12 protein-coding genes are annotated in these 15,614 nt (G+C 59.5%); 6 read left to right on the top strand and 6 right to left on the bottom strand.

Annotated features, from left to right (window positions below):
• Positions 1 to 70 precede the first annotated feature (70 nt).
• Both EJA70_RS26765 and EJA70_RS26760 read right to left on the bottom strand, forming a co-directional pair.
• On the bottom strand, positions 71 to 1,606 hold the full coding sequence (locus EJA70_RS26765; RefSeq protein WP_158834890.1) for an EAL domain-containing protein: 1,536 nt from the start codon (positions 1,604 to 1,606) through the stop codon (positions 71 to 73).
• 115 nt (positions 1,607 to 1,721) lie between these two features.
• Positions 1,722 to 2,594, bottom strand: a complete 873-nt coding sequence (locus EJA70_RS26760; protein ID WP_008082659.1) for a LysR family transcriptional regulator — start codon at positions 2,592 to 2,594, stop codon at positions 1,722 to 1,724.
• Between the two features lie 79 nt (positions 2,595 to 2,673).
• On the opposite strand from EJA70_RS26760, the gene EJA70_RS26755 reads away from it, so the two are divergent.
• Positions 2,674 to 3,621, top strand: coding sequence for a DMT family transporter (locus EJA70_RS26755; RefSeq protein WP_158834887.1), 948 nt, complete (start codon positions 2,674 to 2,676; stop codon positions 3,619 to 3,621).
• A 244-nt stretch (positions 3,622 to 3,865) separates the two neighbouring features.
• Positions 3,866 to 4,942 carry a 4-hydroxyphenylpyruvate dioxygenase gene (hppD, locus tag EJA70_RS26750; RefSeq protein ID WP_016984437.1) on the top strand — a complete coding sequence of 359 codons (1,077 nt, stop codon included), beginning with the start codon at positions 3,866 to 3,868 and terminating at the stop codon, positions 4,940 to 4,942.
• Positions 4,943 to 5,087: 145 nt separating this feature from the next.
• Here hppD and rarD read toward each other — a convergent pair whose 3' ends face one another.
• The 3 genes from rarD to EJA70_RS26735 all read right to left on the bottom strand — a co-directional run bounded on the left by rarD (position 5,088) and on the right by EJA70_RS26735 (position 8,664).
• Positions 5,088 to 5,969, bottom strand: a complete 882-nt coding sequence (rarD, locus tag EJA70_RS26745; protein ID WP_158834884.1) for an EamA family transporter RarD — start codon at positions 5,967 to 5,969, stop codon at positions 5,088 to 5,090.
• Positions 5,970 to 6,165: 196 nt separating this feature from the next.
• Entirely contained in the window at positions 6,166 to 7,179 is a 1,014-nt protein-coding gene (locus tag EJA70_RS26740; protein WP_158834881.1) for an aldo/keto reductase, read from the bottom strand.
• A gap of 174 nt (positions 7,180 to 7,353) precedes the next feature.
• Positions 7,354 to 8,664 carry an MFS transporter gene (locus EJA70_RS26735; protein WP_008082649.1) on the bottom strand — a complete coding sequence of 437 codons (1,311 nt, stop codon included), beginning with the start codon at positions 8,662 to 8,664 and terminating at the stop codon, positions 7,354 to 7,356.
• Positions 8,665 to 8,835: 171 nt separating this feature from the next.
• On the opposite strand from EJA70_RS26735, the gene EJA70_RS26730 reads away from it, so the two are divergent.
• The 4 genes from EJA70_RS26730 (at position 8,836) to EJA70_RS26715 (ending at position 14,485) form a co-directional block, all read left to right on the top strand.
• Positions 8,836 to 9,957, top strand: coding sequence for a sugar diacid recognition domain-containing protein (locus EJA70_RS26730; RefSeq protein WP_158834878.1), 1,122 nt, complete (start codon positions 8,836 to 8,838; stop codon positions 9,955 to 9,957).
• Positions 9,958 to 10,199: 242 nt separating this feature from the next.
• Positions 10,200 to 11,336 (top strand): glycerate kinase, encoded by a 1,137-nt coding sequence (locus EJA70_RS26725; RefSeq protein WP_158834874.1) that lies wholly within the window; start codon positions 10,200 to 10,202, stop codon positions 11,334 to 11,336.
• A 294-nt stretch (positions 11,337 to 11,630) separates the two neighbouring features.
• Entirely contained in the window at positions 11,631 to 13,256 is a 1,626-nt protein-coding gene (locus EJA70_RS26720; RefSeq protein ID WP_158834871.1) for a methyl-accepting chemotaxis protein, read from the top strand.
• 41 nt (positions 13,257 to 13,297) lie between these two features.
• Complete coding sequence (locus EJA70_RS26715) at positions 13,298 to 14,485, top strand: pyridoxal phosphate-dependent aminotransferase (protein WP_158834868.1); 1,188 nt, start codon at positions 13,298 to 13,300, stop codon at positions 14,483 to 14,485.
• Between the two features lie 143 nt (positions 14,486 to 14,628).
• On the opposite strand, the gene EJA70_RS26710 is transcribed toward EJA70_RS26715, so the two are convergent.
• Positions 14,629 to 15,606 (bottom strand): D-glycerate dehydrogenase, encoded by a 978-nt coding sequence (locus tag EJA70_RS26710; protein WP_158834865.1) that lies wholly within the window; start codon positions 15,604 to 15,606, stop codon positions 14,629 to 14,631.
• Positions 15,607 to 15,614: the final 8 nt, after the last annotated feature.

The following is a 15,614-nucleotide window of genomic DNA, read 5'->3' as shown; positions in this document are numbered from 1 at the left end:
ATGTAACAACAGCGGTCTTTTGTATCAATTTGGTGCGCCGAATCGGCAGCCGCGGCTTAATCGCGTTTAGTTAATGGTGACTTAATGCGTTGATGAAGTCGGCGGCGGGCATGGGTTTGCCAAACAGATAGCCTTGCATGAAGTTAACGTGATGAGCGGTCAGGTATTCGGCTTGCGCCTGAGTTTCGACACCTTCGGCAACAATACCCAGATCCAGCTTGGCCGAGAGTTCGATAATCGTGTCGAGAATATGCCGCGAGAGCGCGTCAATACCGATCATTGCGACGAAGCTCTGATCGATCTTGAGGAAGTCGACATTGAATTTGCGCAAGTAACCGAGACTTGAATGGCCGGTCCCGAAGTCGTCGATCGCGATTTTCACACCCATAGAATGCAGCTGTTCGAACAGTTGACGGGTGATGTCAGTCGGTTCGATCAGCTCGCGCTCGGTCAACTCGAGAACCAGGCTGATGCTGCCCGGCATGAAGGCCGCAAGAAACTCCCTGCAGTCCTCGACCAGCTCCAGGTCGTGGCAATGGCTCGCGGTAATGTTGATGCCGATATGGAACGGCGTGGCAAAGCCCGCAGACTGTGGCCCAAGCAGTGCGGCGGTCTGCTGCATCAGCGCGCGGGTCATCGGCACAATGAGTCCGGAGTGTTCGGCGAACGGGATAAACAGATCCGGGCGCACCAGGCCTTCCTTGGGATGATTCCAGCGCATCAGCACTTCGGCGCCCGACCATTGTTTACTGTCGCCATGCACCACGGGCTGGAAGTACGGAATGAACTCCCCTGCCTCTAGCGCGCGAAGCATCTCATGGCTTGGTGACGTCGAGCGCTTCTGCACGATGTGGCCGATCGCACCGGAGACCACACCGAAAAAGATCAGCAGACTGAACAGTGGTGGGTATGCGTCGGCCATGTAGCGCCAGGTTTCGCCCTGCGGGAAACCTGCAGAAACACTGAAGGCGTAGCGATTGGACTGCAACATGCTTTGTGCCACAGGCAACTCGGGCAGGGCACCCTGATGCACTTTGCCGTCAGCGGACAGCCAGTTGTCACCGACTTGCAGCAACAGCAGGGTTTCTCGACCAATCAGGCGCAAAATGTTGCTCAAGTGATAGCCATCCAGCGTGGTCAGTGCGCCGCCACGACCGTCACTCAGGCGATACACCAGCAATGCGGTATTGGGCGTGACCGGATTGCCATTCATCAGCCACAGTTTGCCCTCGTGGTAATCGCCAGCGTTGACCGCCTCTTTGAAGGGGCCGAACAGTGAACTGCAATACAGGTTGTTGTCCCAGACCAGATTGGTCGAACGCACGAATGGGCGTCGGGTGACTTGCTCGCGTAGCGCCAGTTTCACCTCTTCACAGTCTTTTCCGGCCAGCGGCAACAGTTCGCGAGCGGCTTGAGCGGTGTTGTCGAGCATCAAGTCGAACTGGCGCAGGGCCTCCTCCGCGGTTTGCCGAGTGCTCTGTTGTAGCGTGCGCTCAGCCTGCAGATAAAGAATCACACTGCCGAAGACGATCGGGAGCAGGCCGCAGAGCAGCGTCACGACGATACGGATGCTGCGCTTGCGGCGGGGTCTGACGGTCAACGGCATGGGCGCATCCTGTCGCGATGGAGTAGGGCTCTGAAGTGCAGGCCGAGCAATGGCGCACGGCGCAAATACAGTGGAGCCAGAGGGGAGGATAGATGGCCGTCGACGCTTGTGCTGCTCATTGATGATTGAGGCGCGTCGCCAACTCGATAAACGCCCGTGCGGCGGGTGATGACTGACGCTGATCGAGGACGGCCAGGCCGATCTGGCGCTGCACAACGGGCAACAACGGTTTCCTCACGTAACGCGGCGTTGGATCGTCTGGCAGCGAGCCTTCGGCCACAATCGTGATCGCGTCGCCCCGACTGACCGTGTCGAGGGTGCTGAGCAATTGGGAGCAGCGGTAGCGAATGTTCGGTTGCAGGCCTGCCGCCATGAACAGCCGCGACACCAGTTCCGAAGAACCGGCCTGGGTCAGCACGAACGGGTCGTCGCACAGGTCCTTTAGGCTCACCGCGGAACGCGTCGCCAGCGGGTGATCGAGCGCCAGCAGGGCGACCATCTGGTCTTCAATCAAGGCGAAAGTGTCGAAGCGCTCCTGCGGCAGCACAACAAAACCAACATCGATTCGCCGCTCTTCGAGCCACTGCGTCACCTGTCGGTCCGGCCCTTCATCAATGTGTACCTCAATGCCCGGATGCGCCTGGCGAAATCGATGAAGAATCTTTGGCAGCAATTTGATCGATGAGGTCGGGCCGAACGAGCCAATGCGCAATGTGCCGGTTTTCATGCCGCGGGCATCGGCCGCTTCCTGACGCAGCGTGTTGGCCAGGCCGAGCATTGCCCGCGCACGCAGCAACAGTTGCTGGCCAATGTCGCTAAGTTCCACCGACGACTGATGCCGACGCAGCAACTCGACGCCCAGTTCCTGTTCCAGCGACTTCATTGCGTGGGACACCGCCGACTGGGAAATACCCAAACGATGGGCCGCCAGGGTGAAACCGCGTAGCTCGGCGACCAGCGAGAAGATTTCCAGTTGGGTGAGGGTCATGAGTGTTTGCTCATTTTACGATGATCAGGAATGAAGTGAATGATACGGCATCGTTGCTGCTTTTCCCCTCTGGAGTGATATGCGCCATTTTGCACAGACCCACGCGACACCTTCCGACATGCCGGTTTACCTGACCCTGGCCGCCGTGACCATGATCTGGGGCGGGACGTTCGTTGCCGGGCGTTTTCTCGCCGGCAGTCTCAGCCCGCTGTTCGCCGCCAGCCTGCGCTTCTTGCTGGCCAGTGCGGCACTGCTGGGGTTTTTATGGCTGGCGCGGGTGCCGTTGGCGCGCCCGACGCCCCGGCAGTGGCTGCAATTGACGCTGTTGGGTTTCTTCGGGATTTTCTTCTATAACCTGTGCTTCTTTTACGGCCTGCACTACATCAACGCCTCGCGCGCTTCGTTGATTGTCGCGTTGAATCCGGCGGTGATAGGCCTTGCGTCCTGGCTGTTGTTCAAAGAGCGTCTGAGCAGGCTGAAAGTCGGCGGCATCGCGCTGTGCATGGCGGGCGCGAGCCTGGTGATTGTCAGCCGCAACCCACAATTGCTGGCGGCAACAGCGGATGCCTGGATGGGCGACTTGTTGATTCTTGGCTGCGTGCTGGGGTGGGGCGTTTACTCGCTGTTTTCCCGTGGCCTGAATCAGGCACTTGGCCCGGTGCAGACGGTGACGTATTCGATCCTGATCGGCACGCTCATGCTCTGGACCCTGGCTGCACTGCGTGGCGAACTGAGCTGGACGACATTGATCGGCCTCGGCACGCCGCAATGGCTGAGTCTGCTTTATCTCGGCGTACTCGGTTCGGCGCTGGCCTATATCGGATACTACGACGGCATCCGCAAAATCGGCGCGACACGCTCTGGCGTGTTTATCGCCTTGAATCCGTTGACTGCGGTGATCCTCGGCGCGCTGCTACTTGGCGAACAGTTGACGCTGGCCATGTGCCTGGGCGGTGCGCTGATCCTGTGGGGCATTTACCTGTGCAACAAACCCCTTGCACCGGGCGCAAAAAAGCGGATTTTATAGAGAGAGCAGACAAGCCTATTTACGCTGTGTAGAATCGGGTTACGCATACAATAATAATCGTCTTCTGGCAGCAGAAGCCTCGCCCGCAAAAGCCTTGGGTCGACAATGAAGATATTCGGGTTTCAACTGATCTACGGTGACTTCCTCGCCCGCAGTGTGCGTGGCATCTCCTGTGCGCCACCCACCGACCTCGCAGACTGACAAATAACCCTGGTTAATTTGATAAGAATGATGAGGCGTCACCATGACCGATTTATACGAAAACCCAATGGGCCTGATGGGCTTTGAATTCATCGAGCTCGCGTCGCCGGTGCCGGGCACCCTGGAGCCGATCTTCGAGATCATGGGCTTCACCAAAGTCGCCACCCACCGTTCGAAGAACGTGCACCTGTATCGTCAGGGCGCGATCAACCTGATCCTCAACAACGAACCCAACAGCGTCGCTTCGTACTTCGCCGCCGAACATGGCCCGTCGGTATGCGGCATGGCGTTCCGCGTAAAAGATTCGCAAAAAGCCTACAACCGCGCACTGGAACTCGGCGCTCAGCCGATCCACATCGAAACCGGGCCGATGGAGCTGAACCTGCCGGCGATCAAAGGCATTGGCGGCGCGCCGCTGTACCTGATCGACCGTTTCGGCGAAGGCAGCTCGATCTACGACATCGACTTCGTGTTCATCGAAGGCGTTGATCGCAACCCGGTGGGTGCTGGCCTGAAAATCATCGACCACCTGACTCACAACGTCTATCGCGGTCGCATGGCTTACTGGGCGAACTTCTACGAGAAGCTGTTCAACTTCCGCGAGATCCGCTACTTCGACATCAAAGGCGAATACACCGGCCTGACCTCGAAAGCGATGACCGCGCCAGACGGCATGATCCGCATCCCGCTGAACGAAGAATCGTCCAAGGGCGCAGGTCAGATCGAAGAGTTTCTGATGCAGTTCAACGGCGAGGGCATCCAGCACGTCGCGTTCCTCACCGACGACCTGATCAAGACCTGGGACCAACTGAAGAAAATCGGCATGCGCTTCATGACCGCGCCGCCGGACACCTACTACGAAATGCTCGAAGGTCGCCTGCCGAATCACGGTGAGCCGGTCGATCAATTGCAATCGCGCGGCATTCTGCTCGATGGTGCATCGGAGCAGGGCGACAAGCGTCTGCTGCTGCAGATCTTCTCGGAAACCCTGATGGGCCCGGTGTTCTTCGAATTCATCCAGCGTAAAGGCGATGATGGCTTCGGCGAAGGTAACTTCAAGGCACTGTTCGAATCGATCGAGCGTGATCAGGTGCGCCGTGGTGTGCTTGCCACTGAGTAATCCGCCGACGAAATGAAAAAATCCCGGCCTGCAGCGATGCAGAGCCGGGATTTTTTCAAGATCAAAAGATCGCAGCCTTCGGCAGCTCCTACATTTGGAATGCATTTTCCCTGTAGGAGCTGCCGCAGGCTGCGATCTTTTGCTTTTAAGGACGACGCTGACGCATCAAATGTTTGAACCCTTCAAACACCAGCACAACCACCGCCATCCAGATCGGAATATACGTCAGCCATTCCCCGGACTTGATGCTCTCACCCAGCAACAACGCCACACCCAGCAACAACACCGGCTCAACGTAGCTCAACAACCCAAACAGACTGAACGGCAGCAAACGGCTGGCAATGATGTACACCACCAATGCCGACGCACTGATCAGGCCGAGCAACGGAATCAGCCACATCAACCCCGGGTATTGATCGAACACGCCAAAACCCTGTTCGCCGCCATGCACAAACCAGTAGGCGATTGGCAACATCAGCGTCATGTCGACCCACAAGCCACCGAGGTGGTCGGTTTTCAAGTACTTGCGCAGCACGAAATACAGCGGATAGCCAATGACGACCACCAACGTCGCCCAAGAAAATCCGCCGACCTGATACAACTCGTTCAACACGCCCAACGAAGCGAAAAACACCGCGACTTTCTGCAGGTACGACAGGCTTTCGCCGTAGGCAATCCGCCCGGTCAACACCATCGCCAGCGGCAGCAGGAAATAACCCAGCGAAACATCAAGGCTGTAGCCGTTCAATGGCGCCCACATGAACAGCCACAGTTGCACACCAAGCAGGGCGGCCGAGACGATCAGGCCGGCGACCAGTTTTGGCTTCGCCGCCATCAGGCGAACCAACTCCACCACGCGCCGCCATTCCCCGGACACCAGCATGAACACGGTCATGCACGGCACGGTCAGCAGCATCCGCCAGCCGAAAATCTCTACGCCGCTCAACGGGGTGAGCAACGAGGTGTAGTAATACATGACGGCAAACAGCACCGAGGCTGAAACCGATAGAGCGATACCTTTAGACAAACTGTCCTCGCGGGGGTGATGGGCGAACGGGGCGCGAAGGATACGTGGTTTCTGTGCTGAATATTGGCCGGATGGTCATTATTTTCAACAGCCCCGTACACAAAATTGTAGGAGCTGCCGAAGGCTGCGATCTTTTGATTTTTAAAAAAACGGATCAAAAGATCGCAACCTTCGGCAGCGCCTACAGGAGGGGGCGTCAGATTGAGTGGGGTTTGCGCCCGGACACAAAATGGCTCACATCGTTGAACCCCGGTGTTGATGCATGCCCCGGAACTACCAGTGAGTCGATGAACGCTTCATCTTGCGCAGTGATCTTCACTGCCTGCGCCTTGGTGTACGCATCCCACTGTTCCTCAGTGCGTGGCCCGACGATCGCCGAGGTCACCGCGCTGTTGTTCAACACCCAGGCAATCGCGAATTCGACCATGCCAACGCCGCGTTGCTCGGTGTATTGCTGGATCTGCTGGGCGATACGCAGCGACTCCACGCGCCATTCGGTTTCCAGAATGCGTTTGTCCTGACGTCCGGCGCGGCTGTTGGCGTCCGGCTTGATGTCGGGCGCGTATTTGCCGCTGAGCACGCCACGGGCCAGCGGGCTGTAAGGCACTACGCCGAGACCGTAGGTTTGCGCTGCGGTTATTTGCTCGGTCTCGGCCTGACGGTTGACAATGTTGTACAGCGGCTGGCTGATCACCGGGCGATCAATCCCGAGTTTGTCAGCAATGCGAACGGCCTCGGCAATGCGCCAACCACGGTAATTGGACAGGCCCCAATAGCGAATCTTGCCCTGGCGAATCAGATCGCCAATCGCCGAAACAGTGACTTCCAGCGGCGTGTTGTGGTCTTCGCGGTGCAGGTAATAGATGTCGAGATAGTCGGTGCCGAGCCGCGTCAGGCTGGCCTCCAGGCCGTTGAAAATGTGTTTGCGGCTCAAACCGCTGCGGTTCGGCACGCCGTCAGCCGGGCCGAAACCGACTTTGCTTGCCAGTACCCATTCGTGGCGATGGCGGGCAATCGCTTCGCCGACGATTTCTTCCGAACGACCGTTGGTGTAGACGTCGGCGGTATCAATGAAGTTGATGCCTTGATCCCAGGCCTTGTCGATGATGCGCAGCGAGTCCTCGGTGCTGGTCTGCTCGCCAAACATCATCGTGCCCAGGGTGAGGGTGGACACCCGCAGCCCCGAGTGACCCAGTGTGCGATAGCTCATGCCGAAATCCTTTGGTCGGTGGGAAAGCTTTAATCAAATACCAGAAGCGCTGTGCAGGGCAAAGTGAATTGTTGTGCCTTTTAAACGCAAAAAGATCGCAGCCTGCGGCAGCTCCTACATGAGACCGTGATCCCCTGTAGGAGCTGCCGAAGGCTGCGATCTTTTGACTTTTTATTAAGCCCGCAACGTCCGCGTCATCCGCAACGCCAACAGACTCCCGCCCACAATCACGCCCGCCAGCAGATACAACGCCGCATCGGTCGACCCGGTGCTGTCCTTGACCCAACCGACCAGATACGGACTGAGGAACCCAGCCATTTGCCCCATCGAGTTGATCAGCGCCAAGCCACCGGCAGCCGCACCGGCACTCAACATCGCCGTTGGCACAGGCCAGAACATCGGCAGGCCGGTCAGCGCGCCCATGGTCGCAATGGTCAGGCCGAGAATGGCAATGGCCGGGTTAGCGGCGAAATTCACCGCAATCACCAGACCGATCGCGCCCATCAACATCGGCACCACCAGGTGCCAGCGGCGTTCTTTGCGCAAGTCTGCCGAACGCCCGACGACCAGCATGAACACCGCCGCCAGCAGGTACGGAATCGCACTGAGCCAGCCGATCACCAGGTTGTCGCTGAAACCGAGGTTTTTGATGATCGACGGCAGCCAGAAGTTGATCGCGTACACACCACTCTGGATACAGAAGTAGATCAGGCCGAAGGCCCAGATCGCCGGGTTCTTGAACACCGCCAGCAGCGAGTCGGAGGTGGTTTTCGGTTTGTTCGCCAGGTCTTCAGCCTGATCCGCCTCCAGCACCGCGCGTTCATGCGGGGTCAGCCATTTGGCATGGGCGAAGCTGTCGCTCAGGAGGAAATAGGCGAGGGCGCCAAGGATCACGGTTGGAATGCCTTGCAGCAAGAACATCCACTGCCAGCCTGCCAAACCACCTTGTCCGGCGGCGAAGTGATTGAGGATCCAGCCAGAGAACGGGCTGCCGAGCAAACCCGAGACCGGGATGGCCGACATGAACAGCGCCATGATCCGGCCACGGCGGAAGGTCGGGAACCATTGCGAGAGGTACAGCACGACGCCCGGGAAGAAGCCCGCTTCGGCGGCACCGGTGAACAGGCGCAGGGTGTAGAACTCGGTCGGTGTGGTGACGAACAACAGGCACGTGGACAGCGTGCCCCAGGTGATCATCATCACGGCAATCCAGCGCCGTGGACCGAATTTGGTCAACGCCAGGTTGCTCGGTACGCCGCACAGCACGTAGCCGATGAAGAATATCCCGGCGCCAAGGCCGTACACGGTTTCGCTGAATTTCAGTGCGTCGAGCATCTGCAGTTTGGCAAATCCAACATTGACCCGGTCGAGGTAGTTGAACAAGTAGCAGATGAAGATGAAGGGGATCAAGCGCAGGGTGATGCGCTTGTAAACGGCATTTTTATCGTCTTCTTTGGTCTGGGTAGCTGCGGCGCTGTGCGACATAGCGGCTCTCTCTTTATTATGATTTTTTGCGATACAAAGCGTAACGTTGATCGCCCTGAGAGTCTCGGCCACCATTGGCAGGATTGTCTTTGTGCCTGAGCACAGGGTTTACCGCCAGACCCTGTGCGGGTGAACAACCCGTCCTCGCGTGTTTTCAAGGATTTACAGACTATGTTCGAACTCGATCACGACCTCGCTCAGGACATCGTCGACCGGGCCATGGCCATTTTGCCCTACAACGTTAACGTGATGGACAGTCAGGGGTTGATCCTCGGCAGCGGCGAGCCGGAACGCATCAACACCCGCCACGAAGGCGCGCAACTGGTGTTGGCCAACAGCCGAGTGGTGGAAATCGACGCGCAGACGGCGGTGCACCTCAAAGGCGTGCAGCCAGGGATCAATCTGCCGTTGCTGCTCGATCAGCGCCTGATCGGCGTATTGGGCATTACCGGCGAGCCTGAGCAACTGCGCACGTACGCCGAGCTGGTGCGCATGACCGCCGAGATGCTGGTCGGCCAGCGCAATCAACAGGCCGAACAGCAATGGCGGCGGCAGCGTTGCGATGATCTGCTGGCGTTGCTGTTGAGCGAGGCGGGCGATTCACCGCGCCTGTTTGACGAAGCGCAGCAGTTGGGGCTCAAACCGCAATTGACGCGGGTGCCGTACTTGTTCGAGTTGGGGCTGGAACATGGACCGGGGCAAACCATCGACGCGCTGAGTGCCTGGCTGACGTCGCGCTATCCCGACAGTTGGTGCGTGAGTTCGGCGAAATCGTCACTGCTGTGGTGTCGCCCGGCCAGCCAGAACGTCGAGCATGAACGTTTGCTGGAAAAACTCGATGGCATGGGCTGGAACATTTTGCGCATTGCCGTGGGCGGTCAGGCGGAAGGCCTGCTCGGTTTGCGCCGGTGTTATCGCCGGGTCGGTGACTTGCTGGCCTACGGGCGAGACGTACTGCCGCATTCACGGCTGCTGACGCTCAATCGCTATCGGCTGCCGGTGATGTTGTGGCGCCATCGCAACGATGATGCGCTGGATGAACTGCTCAAGCCGCTGCGCAAAGTGATCGCCAAGGACAACAATGGCCAGTTGTTGGCCACGCTGCGCACCTGGTGCGAGCACGACGGCCAAAGCCAGGCATGCGCCGATGCACTGGGCATCCACCGCAACAGCCTGCGTTACCGGATGGAGCGGATTGCCGAACTCAGTGGCGTCGACCCGCTGCGGCTGGACGGCATGCTGGCGCTGTACCTCGGGGTGCAGCTCCTGCCCCAGACTGATGTGCCTATCTGAGGTGTTCTTGAGGACGCCATCGCTGACAAGCCAGCTCCCACAGGTTTTGCTGTGTTCACAAATAATGTGTCAACACAAACCCTGTGGGAGCTGGCTTGCCAGCGATGAGGCCATGAGACCCAACGTCAATTCCACTGCCTTGTATAAATGAACAATAAACGTCTGTGCAAATTGTGCAGCGGACAGGCGTCAATGTGCATGCCGACTGGCAGCATGAGGGGCATTGGAACTGGAGAATCATCATGAAGATCGTCATCGCCCCCGATTCGTTCAAGGACAGCCTGAGTGCCCAAGGCGTCGCCGAGGCCATTGCCCAAGGCCTGGCGCAAGTGTGGCCACAGGCAACGCTGGTCAAATGCCCGATGGCCGATGGTGGCGAAGGCACGGTCGAATCAATTCTTGCTGCCTGTGAAGGCGAACTGCGCCGCACCCGCGTGCGTGGCCCGCTCGGCGCGCCGGTTGACGCCGCGTGGGGCTGGTTGCCGCACAACCACACCGCAATCATCGAAATGGCCGAGGCCAGTGGCTTGCAACTGGTGCCAACCGGGCAGCGCGATGCCTGCATCAGCAGCACGTTTGGCACCGGCGAGTTGATTCGTGCAGCGCTGGATGCCGGCGCGCAACGGGTCATTCTGGCGATTGGCGGCAGCGCGACCAATGACGCAGGCGCCGGCGCGATGCAGGCGTTGGGCGTCAAGCTGTTCGATGCACAAAATCAGTCGCTGGTGCCCGGCGGCCTCGCGTTGGCGCAACTGGCGCGGCTTGATCTGAGCGAACTGGATCCGCGACTTGCGCAGGTGCGGTTCGACATCGCCGCCGACGTCAACAATCCGCTGTGTGGCCCACACGGTGCCTCGGCGATCTTCGGTCCGCAGAAAGGCGCATCGCCCGCGCAGGTTGAGCAACTCGATCAGGCCTTGGGCCACTTTGCTGACCTGTGCGCGCAGGCGCTGGACAAAGACGTTCGTGATGAGCCGGGCAGCGGCGCGGCGGGTGGTCTGGGTTTCGCCGCCAAAGCGTTTCTCGGGGCGCAATTCCAGGCTGGCGTCGAAGTGGTCGCCGAACTGGTCGGCCTGGCCGAAGCCGTCAAAGGCGCGGATCTGGTGATCACCGGCGAAGGTCGGTTCGACGCACAAACCCTGCGCGGCAAAACCCCGTTTGGCGTGGCACGGATCGCCAAACAACAAAACGTGCCGGTGATCGTCATTGCCGGGACGTTGGGCGAGGGTTATCAAGAACTCTATGCGCATGGCATCGATGCCGCGTTTGCCGTGACCAGCGGCCCGATGACACTGGAAAAGGCCTGCGCTGAAGCACCACGCCTGCTGAGCGAACGCGCCACCGACATCGCCCGCGTCTGGCAACTCGCCAAACCCTGACCCAACCCCTGTAGGAGCTGCCGAAGGCTGCGATCTTTTGATCTTGCTTTACAAAAACAGGATCAAAAGATCGCAGCCTTCGGCAGCTCCTACATGTCGGGTGAACGCTGTTTCATTGTTGTAACACCCTGAAAAATACTTGCTCTTGACCCGCAATCTTCCTCAAGCCTGGCCGATACAGCTAACAGGCGCGCACAAAGACTTCCCAAAACAGTGACGCCGGACTGAAGCCCTCTCAAGGGCCAGTGATCACGGCAAGGACGCTCGTAGTTTCTATCATCCGAGAGTCCAACTATGTCCTTGCGTAACCTGAACATCGCGCCCCGTGCCTTCCTCGGTTTTGCCTTCATCGCCCTGTTGGTGATTGTGCTCGGCGTGTTCGCCGTCAACCGCATGTCGATCATCCGTCAGGCCTCGGTCGACATGGACTCGACGCAACTGCCCAGTGTGACCCAACTCAGCGTGGTCACGGAAAATGTCCTGCGCCTGCGCATTCTGTCGTTCCGCATATTGGTCAACCGCGAAGCCGCCGGTTTGCAGGAAGCACAAACGCGCATTGCCGCCCTGGTCGACAAGGTTCGCGCCGCCCAGGCAAGTTACGCCGCGTTGCCGGCCGGCCCGGAAGAACGCGCGCTGTACCAGACGTTCGCCAATACCCTGGACAACTACCTGCAAGCGCAGAATCAAATGATGGACCTGTCGCGTCAGGACAAACTCGATGAGATGCGCAATCTGATCAATACGCGAATCAAGGACGGCACTGATCAGATGGGCGAGCAGTTGAACAAACTGATCGCCATCAACGCTGCCGACGCTAAAGCCGCGTCGATCCAGGCCGGCGAGCACTACGACAGCGCCATCACCGGGATTATCATCGTCGCGCTGGTGGCGGCCATGGCCACCGTGTTGCTCGCCTGGTTGCTGACCCGCAGCATCGTCACGCCGCTGAATCGCGCAGTCGCCGCCGCGCAAACCATCGCGGGCGGCAACCTGACCAAACTCATTGAGGTCGACGGCAACGACGAACCGGCGCGCCTGCTCCAAGCGCTGGCAGCGATGCAAAGCAACCTGCGCAAAACCATCGAGCAGATCGCCGGTTCCGCCACGCAACTGGGCGCCGCAGCCGAAGAACTCAGCGCCGTGACGGAAGAAGCCTCACGCGGCCTGCAACAGCAGAACAATGAAATCGAGCAAGCCGCCACGGCCGTCAACGAAATGACCGCCGCCGTGGAAGAAGTCGCGCGCAATGCCGTCTCGACCTCTGAAGCCTCGAACCAATCGACCCACGCCGCCCGTGAAGGTCGTGATCAAGTGGTGAAAACTGTTGATGCGATCCAGACCATGACCCATGACGTGCAGAACACCGCGCAAATGATCGAAGGGCTGGCAGCGCAAGGGCGCGACATCGGCAAGGTGCTCGACGTGATCCGCGCCATTGCCGAACAGACCAACCTGTTGGCGCTTAACGCGGCGATCGAAGCGGCGCGTGCTGGTGAAGCCGGTCGCGGTTTCGCCGTGGTGGCGGACGAGGTGCGCGCCTTGGCCCATCGCACCGCGCAGTCGACTCAGGAAATCGAAAAAATGGTCGCCGGCATCCAGAACGGTACCGGGGAAGCGGTTTCGTCGATGCAGCAGAGCAACCAACGCACGCAGTCGACGCTGGAAATGGCCCGCGCCGCTGGCGTGGCGCTGGAGCAGATCACTCAGTCGATCCATCAGATCAACGAGCGCAATCTGGTTATCGCCAGTGCCTCGGAAGAGCAGGCGCAAGTTTCGCGCGAGGTCGATCGCAACCTGGTAAACATCCGCGACCTGGCCACGCAATCGGCCGCCGGAGCCAACCAGACCAGCGCCGCGACGCATGAACTGTCACGTCTGGCGGTGGATTTGAATGCCATGGTGGCGCGTTTTGTGATTTGAGATAGGGTGAAGGCTGGAGACCGCGCAATCAGGAGACGTACATGCGCTATTCAGCCTTGACCCAACGAATCGCCGGGGAAGGAGCAGCAGCCTGGCAGATTCACGACCGAGCGCTGGAGTTGCGCGCCGAGGGTGTCGATATCCTGCTGCTGACAGTGGGTGATCCGGATTTCGATACGCCGCTGCCGATTATCCACGGAGCAATTGACAGCCTCTTGGCGGGCGATACCCATTATTCCGAAGTGCGCGGCCGCGTGGCGCTGCGCAAGCTGATCGCCGGGCGTCATCGGGCGCGCAGCGGTCAGGCGGTCGATGCCGACCATGTGATTATCATGCCCGGCGCCCAATGCGCGGTGTATTCAGTGGCGCAGTGTCTGCTCGATCCGGGTGATGAAGTGATCGTCGCCGAGCCGATGTATGTCACCTACGAAGGGGTGTTCGGCGCGTGCGGGGCGACGGTGGTGCCGGTGCCGGTGAAACCGGAAAACGGTTTTCGGGTCGATCCTGCTGATGTCGCTGCACGTATCACCTCGAAAACCCGCGCGCTGTTGCTCAACAGCCCGAACAATCCCTCCGGCGCGAGCCTGTCTTTGCTGATCTGGCAGGAATTGGCAGCGCTGTGCATTCGTCATGACCTGTGGCTGATCAGCGATGAGGTCTACAGCGACCTTTTATATGAAGGCGAGCACATCAGCCCGGCAAGCCTGCCGGGCATGGCCGAACGCACGGCGACCATCAACAGCCTGTCGAAATCCCATGCCATGACCGGCTGGCGCATCGGCTGGATGATTGGCCCCAAGCCGTTGGCGGAACATCTGGTCAATCTGTCGCTGAGCATGTTGTTCGGTCTGCCGGATTTTGTGCAAAAAGCTGCGGAGGTGGCGCTGAAGTCGGACCTGCCGGAAGTGACGCAGATGCGCGAAGAATACCGCTTGCGCCGGGACCTGGTGTGCGAGCGTTTGCACGGTTGTCCGGGGCTGTATCCGATTCGTCCGGATGGCGGCATGTTTGTCATGGTCGATGTGCGCCAGACCGGGCTTGGCGCGCAGGCATTCGCCGAGCGCTTGTTGGAAGGTTACGGCGTGTCGGTGCTGGCCGGCGAGGCCTTCGGACCGAGCGCGGCGGGGCATATTCGTCTGGGATTGGTGCTGGATCGGGTGAAACTGGCCGATGCCTGCGCGCGGATTGCACTGTGTGCGGCGCAGCTTCTACAGGCGCGCAGTGCCTGATGGTTTTTGGGTCGCCGGTACTGGCTTCATCGCTGGCAAGCCAGCTCCCACAGGATTTTGTGTCGTTCTCAAATGTAATCAACACTGAAAAACCTGTGGGAGCTGGCTTGCCAGCGATGAGGCCCAATAAGGCAATGAAATTCTCAGCCCTGCCAGGCTGATGGATTCACCAGATTCCCCGGTTTCTCTCCACTCAACGCAGCCAGCAGATTCTCCACCGCACACCGCGCCATCGCCTCACGCGTTTCATGCGTCGCCGAGCCCATGTGCGGCGTCGCCACCACGTTATCAAGCTGCAACAACGGCGACGCCTGATCCAGTGGCTCGCGCTCGAACACATCCAGCCCCGCCGCGCGAATGCGCTTGTCGCGCAGTGCATCAATCATCGCCGCCTCATCAACAACCTTGCCCCGCGAGATGTTGATAAAGATGCTCTCGGGGCGCATCAACGCAAACTGCTCAGCACCGATCAAACCCTCTGTCTGCGCCGTCAACGGCAAGGTCAGGCAAATGAAATCGGCTTGCTGCAGCAAATCTTCAAGGCTTCGATACTGCGCCGCAAAACGCGCCTCGACTGCCGGTTTGCGCGACTGGCTGTGATAGATCACCGGCATGCCAAAGCCGAAATGGCCACGCTGCGCCAATGCTTCGCCAATGCGGCCCATGCCGATGATCCCCAGCGTCTTGCCGTGCACATCGGTGCCAAAGTGCGCCGGGCCGATATTGCGTTGCCACTGGCCGTTGCGCACCAGGTTCGCCAGTTCCACCACACGCCGGGCGGCGGCGAGGACCAAGGCGAAGCCAGTGTCAGCAGTGGTTTCGGTGAGGACGTCCGGGGTGTTGGTGAGCATGATCTGCCGTGTGTTCAGGTAGGCGATGTCGTAGTTGTCGACGCCCACCGAAACGCTGGCAATCGCTTCAAGCTGCGGCGCCAGATCGAGCAACGCCGCATCGAGTTTCAGACTGGCGCCGAGCAGACCGTGGGCGCGGGGCAGGGCGTCGCGCAGTTGCATGAGGCCGTCGGCGTCGAGGCTTTCGATCAGTGTTACTTCGCACTGTTCTTGCAGGCGCGCCATCAGCGCTGGCGAGAGTTTCTTGTACAACACGAGGTGTTTTTTCATGGCAAAAG

Origin of the sequence: Pseudomonas sp. PB103 (assembly GCF_009764635.1) — a bacterium.
Lineage (GTDB): Bacteria > Pseudomonadota > Gammaproteobacteria > Pseudomonadales > Pseudomonadaceae > Aquipseudomonas.
Note: the sequence above shows the minus strand (reverse complement) of the source record. Positions and strands in the feature narration are given on the sequence as shown.

Coding starts and splice junctions, on each gene's coding strand:
- EJA70_RS26765 (WP_158834890.1), bottom strand. CDS start 1,606: ATGCCGTTGACCGTCAGACCCCGCCGCAAGCGCAGCATCCGTATCGTC.
- EJA70_RS26760 (WP_008082659.1), bottom strand. CDS start 2,594: ATGACCCTCACCCAACTGGAAATCTTCTCGCTGGTCGCCGAGCTACGC.
- EJA70_RS26755 (WP_158834887.1), top strand. CDS start 2,674: ATGCGCCATTTTGCACAGACCCACGCGACACCTTCCGACATGCCGGTT.
- hppD (WP_016984437.1), top strand. CDS start 3,866: ATGACCGATTTATACGAAAACCCAATGGGCCTGATGGGCTTTGAATTC.
- EJA70_RS26740 (WP_158834881.1), bottom strand. CDS start 7,179: ATGAGCTATCGCACACTGGGTCACTCGGGGCTGCGGGTGTCCACCCTC.
- EJA70_RS26735 (WP_008082649.1), bottom strand. CDS start 8,664: ATGTCGCACAGCGCCGCAGCTACCCAGACCAAAGAAGACGATAAAAAT.
- EJA70_RS26730 (WP_158834878.1), top strand. CDS start 8,836: ATGTTCGAACTCGATCACGACCTCGCTCAGGACATCGTCGACCGGGCC.
- EJA70_RS26725 (WP_158834874.1), top strand. CDS start 10,200: ATGAAGATCGTCATCGCCCCCGATTCGTTCAAGGACAGCCTGAGTGCC.
- EJA70_RS26720 (WP_158834871.1), top strand. CDS start 11,631: ATGTCCTTGCGTAACCTGAACATCGCGCCCCGTGCCTTCCTCGGTTTT.
- EJA70_RS26715 (WP_158834868.1), top strand. CDS start 13,298: ATGCGCTATTCAGCCTTGACCCAACGAATCGCCGGGGAAGGAGCAGCA.
- EJA70_RS26710 (WP_158834865.1), bottom strand. CDS start 15,606: ATGAAAAAACACCTCGTGTTGTACAAGAAACTCTCGCCAGCGCTGATG.